This window comes from Stieleria maiorica, from assembly GCF_008035925.1.
Classification (GTDB): domain Bacteria; phylum Planctomycetota; class Planctomycetia; order Pirellulales; family Pirellulaceae; genus Stieleria; species Stieleria maiorica.
Window position 1 is genome coordinate 3,789,513 of sequence record NZ_CP036264.1, and the last position, 20,275, is coordinate 3,809,787.

Annotated in this window: 6 protein-coding genes and 1 pseudogene; 4 read left to right on the forward strand and 3 right to left on the reverse strand. The window is 57.9% G+C overall.

Annotation, left to right across the window (positions count from 1 at the left end; genetic code table 11):
• The first annotated feature begins 175 nt into the window (after positions 1–175).
• Positions 176–2,794, forward strand: coding sequence for a TonB-dependent receptor plug domain-containing protein (locus tag Mal15_RS13020; protein ID WP_167546773.1), 2,619 nt, complete (start codon positions 176–178; stop codon positions 2,792–2,794).
• Here the strand turns inward: Mal15_RS13020 and Mal15_RS13025 are convergent.
• Both Mal15_RS13025 and Mal15_RS13030 read right to left on the reverse strand, forming a co-directional pair.
• Complete coding sequence (locus Mal15_RS13025) at positions 2,791–7,839, reverse strand: caspase family protein (RefSeq protein ID WP_147868168.1); 5,049 nt, start codon at positions 7,837–7,839, stop codon at positions 2,791–2,793. The genes Mal15_RS13020 and Mal15_RS13025 overlap by 4 nt on opposite strands.
• An 83-nt stretch (positions 7,840–7,922) precedes the next feature.
• Positions 7,923–8,420, reverse strand: coding sequence for a methyltransferase domain-containing protein (locus tag Mal15_RS13030; RefSeq protein WP_147868169.1), 498 nt, complete (start codon positions 8,418–8,420; stop codon positions 7,923–7,925).
• A 150-nt stretch (positions 8,421–8,570) separates the two neighbouring features.
• Between Mal15_RS13030 and Mal15_RS13035 the strand changes: the two genes are divergently transcribed.
• The 3 genes and pseudogenes from Mal15_RS13035 to Mal15_RS35135 all read left to right on the forward strand — a co-directional run.
• On the forward strand, positions 8,571–10,061 hold the full coding sequence (locus Mal15_RS13035) for an NTP/NDP exchange transporter (protein ID WP_233903429.1): 1,491 nt from the start codon (positions 8,571–8,573) through the stop codon (positions 10,059–10,061).
• Positions 10,062–10,349: 288 nt separating this feature from the next.
• Positions 10,350–11,576, forward strand: a complete 1,227-nt coding sequence (locus Mal15_RS13040; protein WP_147868170.1) for a pyrophosphate--fructose-6-phosphate 1-phosphotransferase — start codon at positions 10,350–10,352, stop codon at positions 11,574–11,576.
• Positions 11,577–12,507: 931 nt separating this feature from the next.
• Positions 12,508–15,660: pseudogene (locus Mal15_RS35135) on the forward strand (lipase family protein); the annotation flags it as partial.
• Positions 15,661–18,924: 3,264 nt separating this feature from the next.
• Here Mal15_RS35135 and Mal15_RS13050 read toward each other — a convergent pair.
• Positions 18,925–20,193 (reverse strand): SpoIIE family protein phosphatase, encoded by a 1,269-nt coding sequence (locus Mal15_RS13050; RefSeq protein WP_167546775.1) that lies wholly within the window; start codon positions 20,191–20,193, stop codon positions 18,925–18,927.
• Positions 20,194–20,275 lie beyond the last annotated feature (82 nt).

Consider the following 20,275-nt stretch of genomic DNA (forward strand, 5'->3'; position numbering starts at 1 on the left):
TTCTGTGGTAATTTGGGTGCGTTGGGCACTTTCGAATATTTGCCCAACATTTGCTTTAGGCATTCGGGGGTACCCGTCGATCTACCCCATAAAGGCTGGTTGCGCGGACGAATCAAGGACGAGACGTCAGAATCGATCGATCTCCCATACAAACTGCTTGTTGACAGGGAAAACAATGTTTCGAAAAAGGCAAGGACGCCTGCTACCGTTGGCGGTCGTGACGTTGATCTCCATGCCCGCCGTGATGGCCGACGAGCCGAAGCTGACACTGCCAGCGGCCAGTCAGCCCGCGGCCGATGTTGCAGAAACCAGTGTTGCAGCAACCAGTGCCGCCACCACTGGTGCCGGGGAGGTGACGGAGCCCGATTTTCGGCTGCTTCGGATCGCCGAGAATCTGGAGCAAATGGTGGCGACCGGGGTGATCCCGGCCCAGTTCGAAGAAGAAGATCTGTTCGGTGCACCCAGCGAGGCGGTCGGCCAACAGGGTCTGCAACCGATCGACGCCGGCCCCTCGGGCGGCCTGGAATCGTTCGACGCCGGTGACATCTCCGAAGAATTTGGTTTCGGCGATTGGAGTTTGATCAGTCGTCCGGCGCTCAGCACCGATACTTCTTCGTTGGTCGATTCGGCGAGTTTCATCGAGGATTTGGAACAGGTCCAAGGGACCAGCGAAGTCGGTTTGTCCGAGTCGCCCGCGGTCGACATCGTCACCGCCCAGCAGTTCAATTTGACCGCGACGCCGGACATCGCCGAAACGCTGGTCGCCAACCCGACGACCCAGACCGTTCGCGCCCGCCAGCGCAGCCAAGTGGGCTTCGATCCCAGGATTCGTGGTTTTTACACCGGCCAGGTCTACACCGGGCATGACGGATCGTACCAGTTCCCAGTCCGTAGCGACCTGGACGGCGTGTTCTCCAAGATCGACCAGTCGTTGATCGGCAACATGCAGGTTTACAGCGGACCCTACACGGTTCGCTACGGCAGCGGTTTTTCGTTCTTGAACGTCGATACGATCCCCGCACCGCGTTACAAGTGCGGATGGGAGAATCATATCCGTCTGGGAACCAACGTTCGCACCAACGGCGGCCAGACCTACAACACGATGACATTGTTCGGTGGCGGTGAGAGTCTCGGCTACTTCGCCAACGTTGGCTATCGCAAAGGTAGCGACTACGAGGCGGGCGACGGCTTGTTGGTACCGTCCAGCTATGACGCGTTCAATCTGTTCACCGGGATCGGTTACGACATAGACCGACAGACCCGGAGCGAACTGCGATACACACACATCGACCAGGACAACACCGAATACGCAGGCCAGTTCTTCGACGTCGACGATCTGAAAAGCGATGGATTGACCCACAGTCTGGTCCACCGTGATGACCGGGCCGGTTTCGGTTATCGCGTTGACAGCTGGGCGAATTACACGACGTTCAATGGCGACACGGCCAACGGCAGCAAGCGACGCGTGGATTTCCCGGTCTTGCAGCGAGTCGACGACGCCTTGGCCGAAGCCGGCAGACCGATCAACACCGGGCCATCCCCGACGCCCGTGATCGCAGCGCCCGGTCAAGAATTCTTTGGGATTGTCGATGGCGATCTGATCAGTGCCGGGATGCGAGCGGGATTCACGCAAGAACTCGATCGCGACCGCACCGTCGGTGCCGGCGTCGATTTTCGATATGTCCGACAAGAAATCGACGAGTCGTTTGATCTTTCGGACTTCACCGACAACATCGGAAACCCCCTGGATAACTTCAACACCGGATTGCCGGCCGCAGAGGTCTTCGAACCCGGCCTGTACACCGAGTATTCCTTCAAGCCGCGACAGTACCTAAGCACAGCCGTCGGGGCCCGCGTCTCGTTGGCGTACACCGAAGCGGACGAGCGAGACGTCGACCTGAACCGCTCGAATTTCCGCGACCCATTCACCAACGAGATCAATCAGGATTTGGATGTGTCGGATGTCTTGAGCGCATTCTTCATCACCAACGACATCGACCTCGCACCGGCCTGGAAAGCACGTGTCGGATTCGGATACGCCGAACGATTGCCGAATTTGGAACAGCGTTATAGCGACGGTCTATTCTTGGCGATCATCCAAAGTGGTTTCAGCCGCGTGATCGGCGACCCGACGCTCAGCAAAGAACGCAACTGGCAGGTTGATGGTCGGATCAACATGGAGCACGACTACCTGCGCGCCCGACTGAGCGGATTTCACAGCTGGATCGTCGACTACATCACCTACGAAGCCAATGTGATCGACGACCCGCAAGGTGCCCGGTTGCTGCGTGCGATGAACACCGAGTATGCCACACTGACCGGATTCGAATACTATTGTGAAGCCGATCTGGTCGACGGCTGGCAGGTGTTCGGTAGCCTGGCATACCTGGACGGACGGGACCGTGAAATTGATCAACCGTTGGCGGGGATCAACCCGTTGGAAGGACGCGCCGGGCTGCGGCTGATCGACACCGGACCTCGCAACGCATGGGGATTCGAGTGGGGATTGCGGATGGTCGACAACCAAGACCGTCTGGCGACCCTGCGTGCGGTCGCGCCGGCCACCGGTGTGGTCGAGCTGGAGACGGCGACGCCCGGATTCACCACCAGCTACATTCGCGGTTACATCCGGCCGGCAAACAACGTCAACATCACGATGGGGGCGGAGAACCTGTTCAACAACAATTACTTCGAACACCTGAACTTGCGGCTTCCGCCGGAGGGCCGGTTCGGTCAAACCGCCGTGTTGTCGCCCGGTCTGACACCGTACTTCGGCGTCGAAGTCGACTACTAACGGCTGTCAAAGTCGATCGGGACCGACCCCGTGGCCGCCAGCGTGCTCTGTTTCTGAAGTTCGCCGGCGGCGATCACGCTTAGCGAAACCGACGTGTCGGCGTCGGCGAAATCAAACGTCCGTGTGACGACACGTTTGTCGTGGTACACGACCGTGGATGCCTCATTACAAAGCGGCTTCGGCAAAACGCGGATGCTGTTGGGTTTGCGTTCCTGACCGTATTGCTCGGTCACGGTGATGCGAATCCCGCCGGCGGGGTTGGTTCCGCGTTGGGTGCGAAACGAGACGCCTGGCAAGTCGTCCAAGGTGATCAGACCCGGCTGGTCCAGCGGAATCGGCGTTCCTGCCAAGCGTTGGTCTGCGAAACGCATCCAAGTTTTCACGGCGATCCGGTCGAATCTCGCGTCAAAATCATCGATCCGGCACAGCAGAATCGGAATCGGTTGACGCTCCAGGAACTCCGGCAAACTGAACGCATAGGTTTCGTTTCGTCCGCGGCTCGCCGCCCGGCTGTCGATTCCCGTCAGCTCGACCCAGATGTCCGATGGACGCGGCGTGAATTTCCCGTTGCCCTGATCTCCGTTGGCACTTTCGATCGCCACCTGCATGGTCAACTGGCGATCGACGCGTTTGCCCATCGGACCGGCCCGGACTTGAAAACGACTTGAATCGGTCCCTTGAGTCGAGATCTTGTTCAGCGGTGTGAATTGAAAATTGAACGGTTGATGGGACAGCTGTTTGTCGGCCAGGATCAATTCGAATTGTTCGCCGCCTTCGACGCGAACGTCGGCCCTTTCGTCAATCGGATCGCTGGAATCGGGCACGATCGCTCGGATGGAAAACGGGGATGCCGGCAGCACCGGATGCCCGTTCGGCGTGGCCACTCCGGTCGGTGGCCACTGGGAGATCGAAACGATCGAATCGAAGTCCCCTCTGACACTTGCTTCTTCGCGATGGTGTTCCCACAGAACTTCGGGTTTGGAACGGATGTTTTGCAGGTGTCGCAGCAGGGCTTTTCCATCGGCGGCGTCGAGGAACTTTGCGCCGCGGAATTCGCTTTCGAGTTTCTTGGCGCCGACCAGGTAGCGTACGAACGTCAGTTTGATGTTGTTTTTGTTTTTCGCGTACAACGCTTGGGCCTGATCGCTTAAGTCGTCGACGTTGATGCCTTCGGTGTGGACGACCGCCGGTAATCCATCGGTCAACACGATGATGTGGCCGCCGCGTCGTTCAAGCTGTTTGTAGGCTTCAACAATCGCCCGGTACGTGGGCGTGGTGCCGATCGCGCCCAGGCCGGCGATTTTACCCCTCAGATCACGCAGATGCCGTTGGTCCAGTGGTTTGATCGGAGCCGCGACGCGGACGTCCAGGTTGGGATTGTTGGCTGCGTCTTCGTTGCCGGCAACGTGGCCGGCGTCGACGATCTGCCCCTGAACCAGTTGTTCGATGCGAAACTTGAATTGTCCATTGACGTCGACCGGCCAGATTTTGGGCAAACCATCGGGACTTCGTTTTCCGGTCATCGGATTGACCACCGTCTCCTTAAAACCGAATTGATCGCCGAACAGGATCAGCCCGACTTCCACGTCCGGCGCCAGTCCGTTCAAAAACCCCGTCACGGCATTTTTGGCCACGTCCAGCCGCGACAAGCCGACGTTGGTCGCGATTCCCATCGATCGCGAGCAATCCATCACCAACAATAACCGTTCCGGTTCCTTCTGTTGGCGAATGACTCGGGCGGCCGGTTCGGAATAGTTGGGCAATCGAAACACCGTTCGCGTCCCACCGGTCAGCGTCTTGAACGCGATTCGGCCTGATCGCCGCATGCCACGAAAGAACACGTCGGTCGTCAAAGCGGCTTCATCGGCAGGCGTGTCCGAGGGGACCGACATCGGGACCATGACCGAACCGTCCGCCGACGGATCCAACGACACCGTTTTGGATTGATCGCCCAACGGGGACCACACCGATGCCAAACCGAGTGGAACCGACATGGGGCGATCAAGAACGAATTGAACCTCTTTTCCGACCACAAACTTTAGCAACGTCCCGACGCGAAACTCGTCGGCGGGCCGTGGCTGAAGCGCTGTCTTGGCGGTCGCCGCTGCCCCGGCCGCGGCGAGTCGCTCGCTCAAGTCCACACCGTCCAGATTCATCTTGATCGTCGGGAACAGCGGATTTTGATTGCGCGACTGCAGCAACCGATTTCCCGCCGCGAAGAAGAACGGCTCGTCGCCTTCCTTCGCACCGCACCAGAATTCATCGACTGTTCGCGATGCGTGATCGAACAGGAACAGCTGTTGGTCGATTGCGAAACGTCCCCTGCCGATCTTTTCGACTTCCGCGGGCGCGTAGGAGAACAGGATCGTGCGGCCGCGCAGGTACGTGTCCCATTGCTCGATTTGCCGCCGCGTCGTTTCCAGTGATGCCTTTTGCTCGGATCGTCGGACCGGATCCTCGATCACGTCGTCGGCCAGGGTTCGTTCGGCCAGGCGTCCCCCGGCAAGTTCGGCGACCTGCTTGCGAAATGCGGCGCCGGTGTCTTGAAACAGTTCGACCAAATTCGCAGGCGCATCATTGGTCGCATCGGTCGCCGAGACAGCCGTTCCCAACAGCGCCGGATCCTGCGTGACGCTCAGCCAATGGTCCCAGACGTGCTTACGCCCGATCGACATGAGTTCCAACCAGGCCGTGGTCCGATCGGCGTTCTCTTGATCCGGCTGGTTGTTTTGGACGATGCCCGCACCGGCACTTTCGTCGGCAATCAGATCGCACAGCCGCGTGTGTACGCGTTGGCGCAGCTCGGCGCTGTCGGTCCCCGATCCGGCCAACAAGGCAAAGTTCTGACGCAAACCCTTGGCATCGCCCGCTTTCTCCTTGGTCGCCAGATTCAATCGGTCGATAATCCGCCCGGTCAGCGCGTCAAACGCTTTCTGTGCGTTCAGCCGGGCGGTTGCGATCTGTGGTTCCCGTGATTCGATGGGTTGGTTGTCGTCATCCTGGGGCAATTGCAGACCGGAAACGAGCGCCGCCAACGCATCGATCGCACGACCGACGATTGCACGGGTTTGGCTGTCGGGAAACTGTTCCTGGTAGTCGAACGCTTCCATGTCAACCATCAACGTTTCGGCGATGCGTGGAATCGAGTGCAGCATCTGGTCGCGCAATTGATACGCCTGTGAAATTTCTGATGCGGATTGGCGGAGCGAATCGAATCCGCCGCGGACCTCGGGCCACCGGCTGCGGCCGAGGCCCTGTTCGCTGGCGTTTCGCGACAACATGCGATCGACGCATGCCAATCGTTCTTGCTGTAGATCGGCCAGGCGTTTTCGGATCCAAAACGATGCCCGCAAATCGTCGCTGCAGAGCGTCTGACGGCTCAAGGCTTGGCATTCGAACAGGCTCGCGATGGTCTTCGGTTCCAAGTGTTGCAGGTCCGGCGCGGCGCACAGCCGAATCAATTGGGACTCGAGCAACGAGGCTGGCTGCGTCCCGGTGACCAAATTCGCTCGCTCCAACAGCTGCGACGATAGCAACAACGATTCGGCGTCGTAGTTCCTCTGTTCGATCCACGGTAGCAGGAACCGGATCGCCTGTGCCTCGTTCATCGGCACTTGAACCGCCGCGGCGATGTCGGGTTTCTTCCGCCAATTGGCGACCATCTCGTCAAATGCCGCCCGTTCATCGTCGCTCCAACCATCACGTTCATGATCGGTTCCACGGAAATAATCACGCAGCGCGAGCTCCGGCAGCGAACTCGGCTCGGGCATGGTGTCCGGCCCGATTTCGAATTGCGTCAGATCACTTTCGCAGCCGGAGCGAATCGTGACAAATCGGTCCCGGTAGCCTTTTCCGGCCAGCAACAGGGCGTCCAAGCGTGCCAGCTTCTTTTCCAGCGTCGCCCAGCCCAGCGGGTTGAACGCCAGCGGCGGGTGGGTCATGCGTGTCAGGCGGTTGTGTCGCTGCCAGAGCTTGTCAAGCTCGTCAAAGTCGCTGCGAAGTCGGGCGACGTCGACCTTCGATTCCGGCGGCGGCGGTTGCGGCCCGGGCTGGCTGATGAAATTCCAATCGGCCGCCTGCTGGCTGACGATCATCGGCGTCTGCGTGGCATCCCAAGTCGCTTTGGCGTATTCGTTGACCTGGCGTTTTAGATACTCGGCGATCTCCCCTACCGTGACCATGTTGTTGCGATCCAAATCGCCTTGCCCGGTCAACGCTTCGATCAGTGCTTGGGTGAACAAGCCGCGTCCCTTGCGCGGATCCCACCAGCTGCGTTGTCCCGGGCTGGCCGACAAGACCACGGCGATCCGATCGGACACGCCGCCGGTGACTCGTTGACACGCTTCGGAAAACGATTCGGAAAACTGGCCCCAATCCCACTGTGGTCCGACCCGCGCCGCATCGATAAACAGCACTGTTCTGACATCGTTTGAATCCCCGCGTTCATCCAACGTGTGGACGATGGCGTCAAACAGATCTTGGAACTGGATCCAAGTCGCTTCGCTATCGGCGCGACTGTCACCGACGGCCAAGTAGGGCGTTTCCTTGTCAACGAAACCGTGTGCGCTCAAGTAGATCGCGATCATGTTTCCATCGGGACCGCCCGGCTGGACGGTGGCCAGCGGTTTGGTGATCGCCGAGATCAGGCGATCGGTTTCATAGCCCATCACGCCCGACGCATCGTTGGGATCACCGACCACGACGACGTTTTCTGAAGGATCGTTGGTGCCACCACCGAACCACGCCCAAAGCGATTCGACGTCTTCGAGCGCGAACGGGTTCGGTGCGGTAAACAAGGCGGAATTGTTCGCCCGCGCGCCGGATTGTGAGACGACCGAAACGATCAGGGGGACGTCGCGGTCGGGCGCGCGACGCAACATGTACACCAACAGTCCCAACAACAAGATTCCCAACGTCGTCAGCATGCTGACGCGAAACAACAGTTTCCGGCTTTCACGTCCGCGGTGGCCGAATTCCGTCGTCGTTGCCGCGACCACACGTTTGTTCGATTTCCGCCATCCGGCTCGTTGGTTGGCTTTTGCCATCGTACTGTCGTCGGGGATTGATGATGAAGGCCGTTGGTGACTCGTGCTACTGGCATTCTAAGGCACTGCTAAGATCGAATCGATTACCCGTCACCGTAACCGCGAAAGAATGCCGAAAAGCGCTCTGCACCGTCGGCCATCAATAACCAAGTCCCCGGCGGCATCACCGATTCAAACCGCTCGCGAACCGCGTTCGCTTGGCCGGGCCAGCAATAGACGAACACGACATCGGCCGCAACGACCACGTCGTGGTAACTTGCATGGACCACATCAGCGTTCAAGTCAAATTGCTCGAATAACTCACGAGAACACCGCGCCAATTCCGCATTGATCTCGATACCGGTCGCCCGAAAACCCAACAGCGCAGCGATACCGGTTCCGATGCCCGGTCCGCTGCCCCATTCGCAATAACGCTTTCCCGGAATGACACGCAAATACGCGTGCAGTAGTTCCGCGCTGCTGGGAATGTAATCGAAACAGTCGACGGACTTCCCCGCCAGCCGTCCCGCCTGGATCCACTCGGCGACACGTCGGGGAATCGGACCGGGAGCGGGATCAAGTGTGATCGGCTGCAGACACATGGGGTGACGATGATCGGAGGAAATTGATCAGGGAAAACAGTGTGTTTGGCGGCGAACTCCGCGACCGGCGGATCGTGGCGTCGACAGACCGTTCGGCACGGCAATCTGCCTCGGGTCTTCGTCCCGTCGGCGTGAAAGTTTCGTGCTTCCTTGCCCGGCAAGACCAGTTTCGCTACTTTTTATCGCTCCACACTCTCCGGCGCGCGTCCGGCATCGTCACCGAGGCCGGCGCGGCAGACAAGCACCACGCCAACCGCGGGCGAATCGATTCACAAACCGGACGACAATTGCGAATCATCAAACCGGGCCGATGGCTCGGGTGATGGCGATTCACCCGATCCTTCCGATTCACGCGACCCTTCCGATTCGCCCGACCCTTCCGATTCACATGCCGAACGCGGCGTGGCGATTCTTGCGGCGGTCTGGTTCTTTTTTGTCTTGCTCAGCTATAGCGTCGTGCGGCCGGTGCGCGAGACGATGGGCGCGATCGGGGGGACCAAACAGCTTCAAGGGCTGATGTTGGTCACGTTTGTCGCCATGCTCGTCGCCGTTCCCATCTATGCGGTGCTGGTCAATCGGCTGCCGCGGCGTTGGTTGGTCCGCGTGGTGTTTCACTTTTTCAGTCTGTCGCTGCTGGCTTTTTGTGCCTCCCTCAGCTTCGGCGACGAACTGGTGCGGGTCTGGGCGGCCCGCATCTTTTTCATCTGGGTCAACGTTTTCGGATTGTTTGTGACCAGCGTGTTTTGGTCGGTCTTGGCCGACCTGTTCAGCAGCGAGCAGGGCAAACGTTTGTTCGGACGCATCGCAGCGGGGGGAACGGTGGGGGCCGTGACGGGATCGCTTTTGACCAGCCAAGTTGCGACCGAATTGTCGACCGCCGGGCTGCTGCTGATCCCGATGGCGACACTCCAGGCGGGGTTGTGGTTTGCCTGGCGGTTGGAGCGACGCGTCGCAAAAGAGCCGTCGTTTGCGCCGAAGGGAATTCCACACGATGGCGATCGCCCGCCTGCGGTCGGCGGACTTTGGGAAGGCGTGACGCACGTCGTGCAATCAAGCTACCTCGCCTCGATTTGCGTCTACTTGTTCTTTGTCCAAGCGGCCGGCACGCAGCTGTATTTCCAGCAGGCGGAGATCGTGGGGGCAAACGTTCCCGATGATCAATCCAAGACGCAACTGTTCGCCTACATCGACTTCGGCACACAGACGTTGACCCTCACGGCACAGTTGCTCCTGTCCGGTTGGATCCTGCGGCGGCTAGGCGTCGCCATTTCGCTGGTGATCTTACCGCTGGTGTACCTGATCTCGTTTTCTGTCCTGTCAACCTATGGCAGTCTGGCCGTCGTCGCCACGGCGATGGTGGCGACCCGTGCGGCTGCGTATGGGATCACGGTGCCCGCCCGAGAGGTGTTGTTCACGGTCGTCAGCCGCCGTGACAAATACAAATCGAAAAACTTCATCGACACGGTGGTGTTGCGTGGCGGGGATGCCCTATCGAGTCAAGTCCTGGGGTCGCTACGGAATTTGGCCGGTTTCGGTTTCGCGACTCTCAACCTTTGCAGTCTGCCGCTGATCGCTCTTTGGGCCTTCGCCGCGTTGCGGCTCGGCCGCCGTCAGCAACAGCTCGCCGAGCGGAAGACGTAAAACTTTCTTCGCTCGCCACCGCGGGGGACGATCCGGAGGTTCAACTCAAGGCGATGGTCGCGACGATTGACCCGGGGGGTGTGACCTGCGGGCACACAGCGAGTGCCGCGACTCTCAAGGACCTTCTCATCGCCCCTGATCCCCGGTTAAGGGACATCACTGCAAGGTTAAGTGTCGATGGGTTTGTGCGTGGCATCCCAGGGTGACCGGTCGGGCGAAGCGTCGTAAAATACGACTCGGCAGCATTCCATTCAACAATCCAGTTTACGGTTAAACGAGACAACAGCCATGGCAGTAAAGAAGGTAGGCATCCTGACGGCGGGCGGACTTGCACCCTGCCTTTCTTCGGGAATCGGAGCACTGATCGAGCGATACACCGAGGTCGCGCCCGAGGTCGAAATCATCTGTTACCGCTCCGGATACAAAGGCTTGCTACTGGGCGACAGTTTTGAGGTCAACCGGACGGTACGGGAGAACGCCGCTCGGCTGCACAAACGCGGCGGAAGCCCGATCGGCAATAGCCGTGTCAAGTTGACGAACGTCGCTGACTGCGTCAAACGCGGCCTGATCCAAGAGGGGCAAGATCCATTGGCCGTGGCCGCCGAACGGCTTCGCAAGGACGGTGTGGATGTGTTGCACACGATCGGCGGGGATGACACGAACACGACGGCTGCCGATCTGGCCGCGTTCCTGCGACAAAACGATTATGAACTGACCGTGGTCGGACTTCCCAAAACCGTCGACAACGATGTCATACCGATCAAACAGAGTCTGGGTGCATGGACGGCTGCCGAGCAGGGCGCGCGGTTCTTTGAAAACGTGGTCGCCGAACAAAATGCCAACCCGCGGATGTTGATCGTGCACGAGGTGATGGGACGGAACTGCGGTTGGCTGACCGCGGCGACGGCGGACTGTTATCGAAAGTTGCTCGATCAATTGGATTTCTTGCCCGAAGCGGGGCTCAGCCGCCAGCGCGACGAAGTCCATGGGGTCTACATTCCGGAAATGGAGTTCGATCTGGAAAAGGAAGCGGCACGACTGCGAGATGTGATGGACGACCTCGATTGCGTCAACATCTTCATCTCTGAAGGTGCCGGCGTTGAAACGATCGTCAAAGAAATGCAATCGCGGGGGGAAGAAGTGCCACAAGATGCCTTCGGGCACTACAAGCTGGATGCGGTGAACCCCGGCAAGTGGTTCGGCCAACAGTTCGCGGCGATGATCGGCGCCGAAAAGACGTTGGTCCAGAAAAGCGGTTACTTCAGCCGAGCCGCCCGCGCCAATGAAAAGGATTTGGCATTGATCAAACGCTGTGCAGACAAAGCAGTCGAGTGTGCTTTAGCCGGACAAGGCGGGGTGGTCGGCGAGGACGAGGAACGCGGCGATGAACTGCGGGCGATCGAATTCGAACGGATCCGCGGCGGCAAACCCTTCAACAAGAACACACCGTGGTTCGTTGAACTGCTCTCGGCCATCGGCCAGCCCCACGACAGCCAACAGTTGCAGACAAGCTGATCGTCAACGCGCCGGATCATTGACGCCAAGTGAAACCATAGGCGGATCCAGATTCTTGCCGCATTCTGACGACACGGGCGGGCTCTTGCGAGGGGTTGGTGGACCCTGCTAAACTTCGTGTCGGATGCTGCACCCACGAGAGTCAACGGATCCGATCATGCCACCGGTTTCACCTCGTCGCCGAGCCGTTTTTAATCGCAATCGCCTCGTCCGCCGCAATGTGATCGAGCGACTTGAAACCCGGCGCGTTCTCACAACATTGTTTGTTGATGCCACGTCTGCGTCGGGCGGTGATGGAGCCGACTGGACGTCGGCTTTTGTCAGTTTGGAATCGGCGTTGGGCGAGGCACGGATCCGAAATAGCGACGGCAATCCAAACAACGATGTCGACGAGGTTTGGATCGCCGAGGGGACTTACCGGCCCGATCGAATCTGGGATTCCACCAGTCGGCGACTCTCCACCTTCGAGATTCCCGATGGTGTCTCTCTGGTCGGCGGATTCGCCGGAACCGAGACGGCAGCGGATCAGCGGCTTCGGAACGGCGATGGGACACTGGCATTGTCGACGATCTTGTCGGGCGATCTCGACGCGAACGACGATCCGGCGCTTCCGTTTACGAGCGTCCAAGGGAGTCTTATTGATGAAAATGCCTTGACCGTGGTTTGGGTTCGCGGCGATCAACCGACCAAACTCGATGGATTGACAATCACCGGCGGCTGGGCGGACTCGACAGAGATCGGTTTCGGCCTCCCCACGGACATTGAATTATTTGTCAAGCATCTTCTCGGCGGCGCCGCGATCTTGGTGACTGAATCTGCCACGGTCGAATTGATTGATAGTATCGTTTCACGCAACTACACCAGCTTTGGCGGCGCGGTCCGTTCGGAAACCGCTTCCTTGTCCGTATCAGGTGCGCGCTTCGTTGAAAACATGGCGAATCCGATTGCGGCGTCCAAAGGCGGCGCAATCTACGTAGGCGGATCGCTCTCGATTTCATCGAGTGTGCTTGTCAATAACGAGGCTGAGGAGGGCGGAGCGATCTACAGTGTCGGCGAATCCGCGGTCCAGGGTTCGAGATTCGAGCGGAATCGGTCCAATTTTGGTGGTGTCGGCGGAGCAATCTTTGCACAAACAAGCCTGACCGTTTCGGCAACCGATTTTATCGACAACGAATCGATTGCGGGAATTTTTGGCGGCGGAGGAGCGATCCACGGTTCAGGGGCTGTTGAAGTATTGGGCGGCACTTTCTCGGGCAACGAAACAACGCAAGGGCTCGGAGGTGCGATTTGGGCCGAGCGTGTTGAGATCGACGGCACGACGTTCTCTGGGAACACGTCCCTACGCGAAGGTGGCGCAATTTACGCAACGCAATCTGTTCTCGCCAAAGGAGCGACTTTTATCGGAAACCGGGGATCGATCGGTGGCGCGATCGCAACCGAATTGACCGGGCAGACGATCGTCAGCAACTCAACGGTCAATCAGAATACCGCCACTTCCCGTGTCGGCGCCATCTTGACTGGCAGCGCGACGGTCCAAGGATCGGTGATTCAATCCAACACTGCCGACCGCGGTACGGGCGGGATCGATGCGTATGGCGACGTCGTCCTTTTCGCTACGACGATCCGTGACAACCACGGGGTCGGTTTAGATGCCAGCGGTCGCGTTGATGCTTCAGATTCGCGGATCAGTGGAAACATCGGGGGAGGAGTTTTTGGAGACGTCGTCACGATCACCGGCTCGACCATCGCTGACAACACAGAGGGTGGTGGGATCGTCGCAAAAACATCATTGACCATGGCCGACAGCACCGTGCGCAACAATTCGAAGACGGGCGACGGTGGCGGAGTGATCTCAAATTCGATCCTCATTAGGGACTCGACGATTTACTCGAATCAGAGCACCGAAGACGGAGGAGGAATTGCTCGATTTTCGGGCTCCGCACCGGCGACCTTTGTGATATCTGGATCATCGATCTCAGACAATACAGCAGGTGGGACCGGAGGTGCGATTTGGGGACGTGACATCGATCTGATTGATTCTCATGTGTCTGGAAACGTCGCGAATGGTGACGGAGGTGCGATTCATGGAGAACGAATGACGGTGACGGGAACCGTGGTGACGTCAAACCGAGCAAAGAATTTTGGTGCGGGCGGCGCGATTTCCGCGACCGATCTGACGATCCAAGAGTCGGTCCTGTCGAACAACACGTCTGCGTCCGATGGTGGCGCGGTGAATGCAAACGAAGTCCATATCGAGCGGTCGAGGTTTGACGGTAACGAGTCCGGCGGTAACGGAGGAGCTGTGGAGGCACGCTCCGTCACGACAATTGATTCGCATTTCGCCGACAACCTGGCAGCCGGTCATGGCGGGGCGACCATGGCTGGCGACCTCGCGATTCAACGAAGCCTTTTTTTCGACAATCATGCCGAGGGACGCGGCGGTGCGGTGTTCGGTTTTGCAACCATTGTTGAGTCGACCTTCACCGGCAACGTCGCTGGCGGCGATGGCGGAGCGTTCGATGGGAGCGCAACAATTGAGACGAGTGAGTTTTCCTATAACCGAAGTGGAAAAACGGGAGGTGCGATCAACGGGGGAGACGTGACGTTGTTCCAAAGCCTGGTTGCGTACAACGAAGCAGTCAACGATGGCGGGGGGATTGAGGGTTACGTTGTTGTTCTGAATGGTTCGGAGTTGTTGAACAATCGATCGGGAGCTCGCGGTGGAGGCGTCTACGGTTCCCTGATCCAATTGTCCGAATCGAAGGTCGTCGGCAACGTCGCTGGCGGCGACGGCGGAGGGATCTACTCGACCAGCGGCGTCGAGGCTTCGTATTCGGAAATTCTTCGGAATAGGGCAGGAGGCAACGGGGGTGGCGTCAATGGAGGAATCGATGCGACCAATTCGACCGTGTCGAGGAATGAGGCGGACGGTGATTTCGGCGGCGGAATCTATGGCGGCGGGACGCTTGTCGAAAGTCGTGTGAGCGGAAATACGGCGAGGACATTAGGTGGTGGGATCTACGGCGGTGTCGCCGAATTGGCTGGAACCTCCGTCACCGGAAACGGTCTTCTCTCGCCACCAGACCGGTTGGACCCCGAAACCAATGAACCTGTTCGGGAGTATCATGATTATCCTCGCGATGGGCAGGGGGCAATCACGGACTACGAACGCATCGTCTACCAGCCTGGCGAAGACATCTACTCCACGTATCGAGGTCTGCAAACATCCAATAGCACCATTGGTGAGCTTTACCACTTTTACAGTCCCGTCCGGGTTGTTGGTGTGACGGCAGTGATCAGCACTCAAGCGATCGCATACGGACAATCGGCGACTTTTGATGGCTCTGATTCAATCGAAGCCACTCAGTACCATTGGGATTTGGATCACGATGGGGAATACGATGACGGTTCGGGACAAACGCTGACCAAGACATGGGCGGAGCTCGATTCGCTGGGCTTCTCTGTCGGCGTCCATTACATCGGATTGCAAGTCTCAAGCGTCGATGACCAAGGGAGCACGATTGTCGACGCCGCCGTCGCCCGCATCACGGTATTCTCCACGGATGATCAAGGGATTGAACAGCCAGCGATTCATCCGGAGATCGTCGCTCGTTACCTCGCTTACGAAGACCTGGAGTGTGGAACGCAAGTCGGCTACGGAGACTATGTGGTTGACAAGGTGTTCCGCAGCGGCGAGTTCTTTGCGATCGGTTTGGTTTTGCGAACGGCCCAGGGTGTGGAAAGCGAGCCGATCTTGGCCTTTCGTGGCACGGATTCCAACGTCGAATTGTTGACGGTTGATACCAACCCGAACGGCGTCGGGTACTCCCAATATATCCATAACCGAAGTTCGATCCGCTCTTGGCTTACTGAGCAGCAAGGTCATGGTAACGTGGTGCAGTTGATCGGGCACTCACTCGGAGGAGCACTTGCCCAATGGTTCGCTGTCGATTGGTTGCAACTGGATCCGGCAAACCGTTTGGCGTCGGTCATAACCTACAACTCTCCCGGGATCGACAAGGAGTTTGCGGAGCTCTTTGACGGCCGTCGTGTCGGGGCCGTCGTGCACCATATTGTCGACGGCGATTTCGTTTCGATGGCGGGAGATCGGTTCATTGATGGACGGGTCGAGTCCTATTTCATGAATACCCTGTCACCGATCGACAAACACCTCCTGCCGGTCCAATTGGATCGAGTGCCAGTTGCCGGAAGTCGCGAAGGGGACTCGAAAGCGTGTAATTCGGGGAGTGTTCGCTGTAATCCAGGTGTCACCCCGGGCGATCTCAGTATCGAGTCGCTCAATAGTTTCTGGTTTCACTACACCAGTTACGAATACTACGGAGTTCTGCTGGCGGCACAGATCGCCTTCGGAGCCGCTGACGAGGCCGGAGTGTCCATTTCAGGACGCCGATTCCAGCCCGCGATGCTGGTTTTTCGAGGGACCGCCGAGTTTGCACGAACGAATTTTGGGCAGACGCTTCCTCAAATCTTGGGCATCGAACCCGTCGATCCGACGCTCGATAAACTAGTGATAGATGAGATCAAAGCGCCTTTCCTGCCGTTTTCGCTAAAGAAGTTGCAACTCGAACGTACGCCCCAACATGGTGTGAAGGCCGGCGTTACATTCGACTTTCCGTTCGCCGATCTGCGCGGCGAGGTTGAATTCCGAGCCAGTCAAATCTATTCCGCACGAGTCGAGATCACCCCCGAAAAACCGTGGCCGATCTTTACGTCCGGCCTGTTCCTTTCCAAGGCTGGGCTTGAGGTCGGAAACTTGACACGTTTCTTTTCCGTTGAACCCCAACCAGGTCAGCTCCCTGAAAAGCTTAGGCTTACCGGTATCGGTGAACTGACTTTTCTTCCTGAGGTTGAACTCGAATTCCCCGAGCAACTCGAACGATGGACGGGAAGCCTTAGTTTGAGCGTCGCACTGGCGAAACTTAGCGGTGAACTGACGGTTGAGATCTACAAAGCCGACGATCGCTGGTTCATTGACTTTTCCGATGCCGAGGCAGAATTTAGTCTCGTTCTTGCTGAATTCAATGATGCGCCGGTTTTCCGACTTGCACACGGTGCTGGTTCGGTCAACATCGATCCGGAGCAGCAGCGTTCGGTCATCGAGGGGACTGTCGAGTTGCTTGGCGGTGTGATTCACGGCGAGGCACAAATCGTGATGAATAGTGCCTCCGATAGAGACGAACTGCGTTTGAGAGATCAGTTGGTCGTCGACATCGCCCAGATCATCCCGTTCGTCGACTTTGATCCTTCGGTCTATACCACAACGCTATACGTCACCGACGATACGAACAATCGGAGCAATGAATATTTGAGAGTCGAGGCGTCGGATGTGGGATGGTTCGATCTTGGATTCGAAGCTCGATTCGATGGCACATTCGACTATTGGCTTGGCATGCGGGAGGAAACGGTGGCATCCACGGCTGATCTCGCAACAAAGCATTCCGCGCCCAACCTATCCGGCCGGACAGCCGTCGTCATTCAATCCGAGTCACCTGTCGGTACACGCCAACTGCGGATTCGCAAACCCGACGGAACCGTCATTCTTCAAAACCAATTTGACAATCATCCGGACATCGCGTTAAGCACAAAAATTGTCGGGGAAACGGTGCGCGTCTTGGAGATCCAACAGGATTCCAGTTCCGTGCGGACGTGGGAGATTGATTTTATCGGAGGTGACCTGAACCTTCAGACATCCTACTTTGTTGACGATACGCCCCCCAGCTTGCAAATCGATCCTCCGACGACGATGCCTGACGGATCCATTAATCTGAGTTTTCAGCTGACGGACCCAGACTCAAACGCTCTGGTCAGTTTTTATCTCGATGCTGATCGTGATGGGTTTGATGGATATGAAATTGCCCGCAATCTTGGCGAGACGGACCGGTCCTATCATTGGCAACCGTACGGCCTGCGATCGGGAACCTATCACGTTTACTCGGTGATTCGCGATGGCGTGAATCCGCCGATCGCTGCGTACGTTGATCAGCAGGTGACGATTGAAACGTTTGCCGAGTTGATTGTCACCGATTCAAGTGGTGTCAGCGATGACCGATACGTCCGTTTTGACAATCGTACGGCGGATTCCAAGAACAGCGAACTCCATTGGTTCACACTTGAGAATACCGGTACCGGTCCTGCCGACATTGAGGAGCTGCATCTGACCGGTTCAAACATCGATGAATTTGATGTGACCTTCAACGGTGTTTCGCTGTCGGGCGGACCGTTACAAAAGCAAGTCATCTACCCCGGTGATTCGGTTCGTATCGAGTTGCAAGCGTTTCCGGAAGGTGGCGGAGCGAGATTCATTGACCTTCAAGTCAACGGCAACTTTCAACCGCGGCCACTGACGTTGTCAGCGACGATGCGGGCCCTGCCCCGTGCCGCTAAAGTTCTGTCTGTTGAGATCGACAATGCGAACGGGCAACGCTCGTCCGTCCGAACAATCACGGTTACATTTGACAAATTGGTCAACATTGATTCAGACGCGATCGCGGTGACGAAATTGGGAACCGCTGGTGGTCGCGTCGACGCACGCGTCAAGCACTATTGCGACATCAATGGGAACACCAGGGTGGAGTTGGAGTTTTGGGGGGAACAGACGATAGCTGGTAGCCTGCTCGATGGTCATTACCAACTGGTCATCGATGCGGACAAAGTCTCTTCAGAAGGTCTGCCGCTCGACGGCGGGTCGGGGGCCGGTACCGATTATGTGGATCATTTCTTTCGCTTCTTTGGTGACAGCGACGGAGATGGGGACGTCGATGGCCAGGACTACGGCCGGTTCGGCCTCACCTTCCTGCGAACCAGTGGTGATCCACGGTTTGACCCGATCTTTGACTTCGACGGAGATGGCGATGTCGACGGACAAGACTATGGCCAATTCGGATTGCGTTTCTTGCGAACGCTGTAGCAATCACTTTCGTCGAATCCATCATGCGACTTAGCTGTTTCCAATAGAATCGGAGGGCAAATTTGCGACTCGCGACATGCGATTGCAGGGAATTTGTCCGAAGGAATCCAGGCGAAGAATGGATCAAGTGTCAACGAAGGATTGTGCAATTGGATCGATGTCGCGGCTGATTGCGTCAACGATCTCGGTGATGCTCGTGCCGGTATCCGACTCAGTGCGCGATCGCTCAACTTTAGTTTGGACGTGGCTCCAAATCGAAGTATCGGACGACGTGTCGTCGACGATCGTTGATTGGACTGAGGGACCGATGAACCGTATATGGTTTGTCAAACCTATTAAGTACTCCTTACTTCGCCAAATTACGTGGTTGCACAGTTTCGGGTGATTCGAACGGCAGCGGCATTGGCTACCGGGCGAGGGCTATTCAATTTTCAAGACCACGGCGGTCATGTCGTCGAACAGTCCCAGCGGCAACCCCGTGGACTCCAGCGTCACAAACGTGCCGTCGGTGTCCAACAAATGGCTTTGATGTCCGGCGCCGGCATAAACGAAGCACCGATCGGTCGGATCGAAACGTCCCAGAAACAGCGTTGCAAAATAGCCGTCTTCGAAGTCCAACGCCAACAACTTGTTCAAACGCGTCAAGATTTCACCGACATCGGTGTGCGTTTCCATTAGTGCGCGGAGATAGGCACAGGTTTCGGTTGCCAAGAGTGCCGGGCCGGTCCCATGGCCGCTGACGTCCGCGATGACGATCCCCAGGCATCCGTCGGGCATCGCGATGAAGTCATAGAAGTCGCCGCTGGTGACTTCGGCCGGTTTCGACAGCCCGGCAAGGTCCACCCCTGCAATCACCGGCGCCGAACCGGGCAGCAGCCTTTGCTGAATCGTCCCTGCCACTCGCAGTTGGGCCTGCGTTTCCAAGTTTTCCCGCTCCGCTTTCAAGCGAGCATGCCGTTCGGCGAAGGTGGTCAAGCGGAGCTCTTTCTCCCTCAGCTCCTGTTCCGCAACCAAACGGCTTTCCACCTCCTTGCGATGACGCCGCGTGCCCAGTGCGATTCCCAACAATCCGATCAGCCACAGTAAACTGTGCCCCGTACACACCGCGATGGTCTCCATCCAGGCTGCATTCCAGAGCGGTTGCATGGGCACCGAGACACTGATGCCACCGCGAAGATCGCCCACCTTGTAGCCCTGTTCGACGTGACACTCCAAGCACTGCCGTTCGGTCACGAGCGGACGCATCAATCGCAGGTAGCTCTTGCCGCCCATCGGTTCCACACTGCACACTTCGGTGTCGCCCGATTCCAACAATTGTAGCGCGTCCGACTCCCAAGGATCCGGCGCGTTCAGAGGGTTGATCGGGCGCAGGCTGGTCAGGTGGCTTCGCACGCCCAACACTTCCGATTGCATTTCAAAGACTTGACGCGTCGCGGTGGCCGGATTGATCAGCGTCAACGTTCCCTGTGGCGTGGCGACCTCGCGGCGCGGTCGGGTGGAAAGGTAAACATTGGGCTGAGTCTTGTCGGTCACCCAAACGTAGACACCACCGTGTTCGGCCAGCCAGCGACGGTACAGGAGATCTTTCTCGTAGGCCGTTTCCGCATTGTTGCGGCCGATTTCATAGATGTTCTGTCGCTGTTCGCGAAGATTCCATGCCAGCGAACAGGCCGCCGCCGTGGTCCACATCCCCACCAAACCCCAGAAATGCGTACGGAACCGTATCGCATCGGCGCCATGCCTTGCAGCTCCGGACCGGGATTGGATGGCC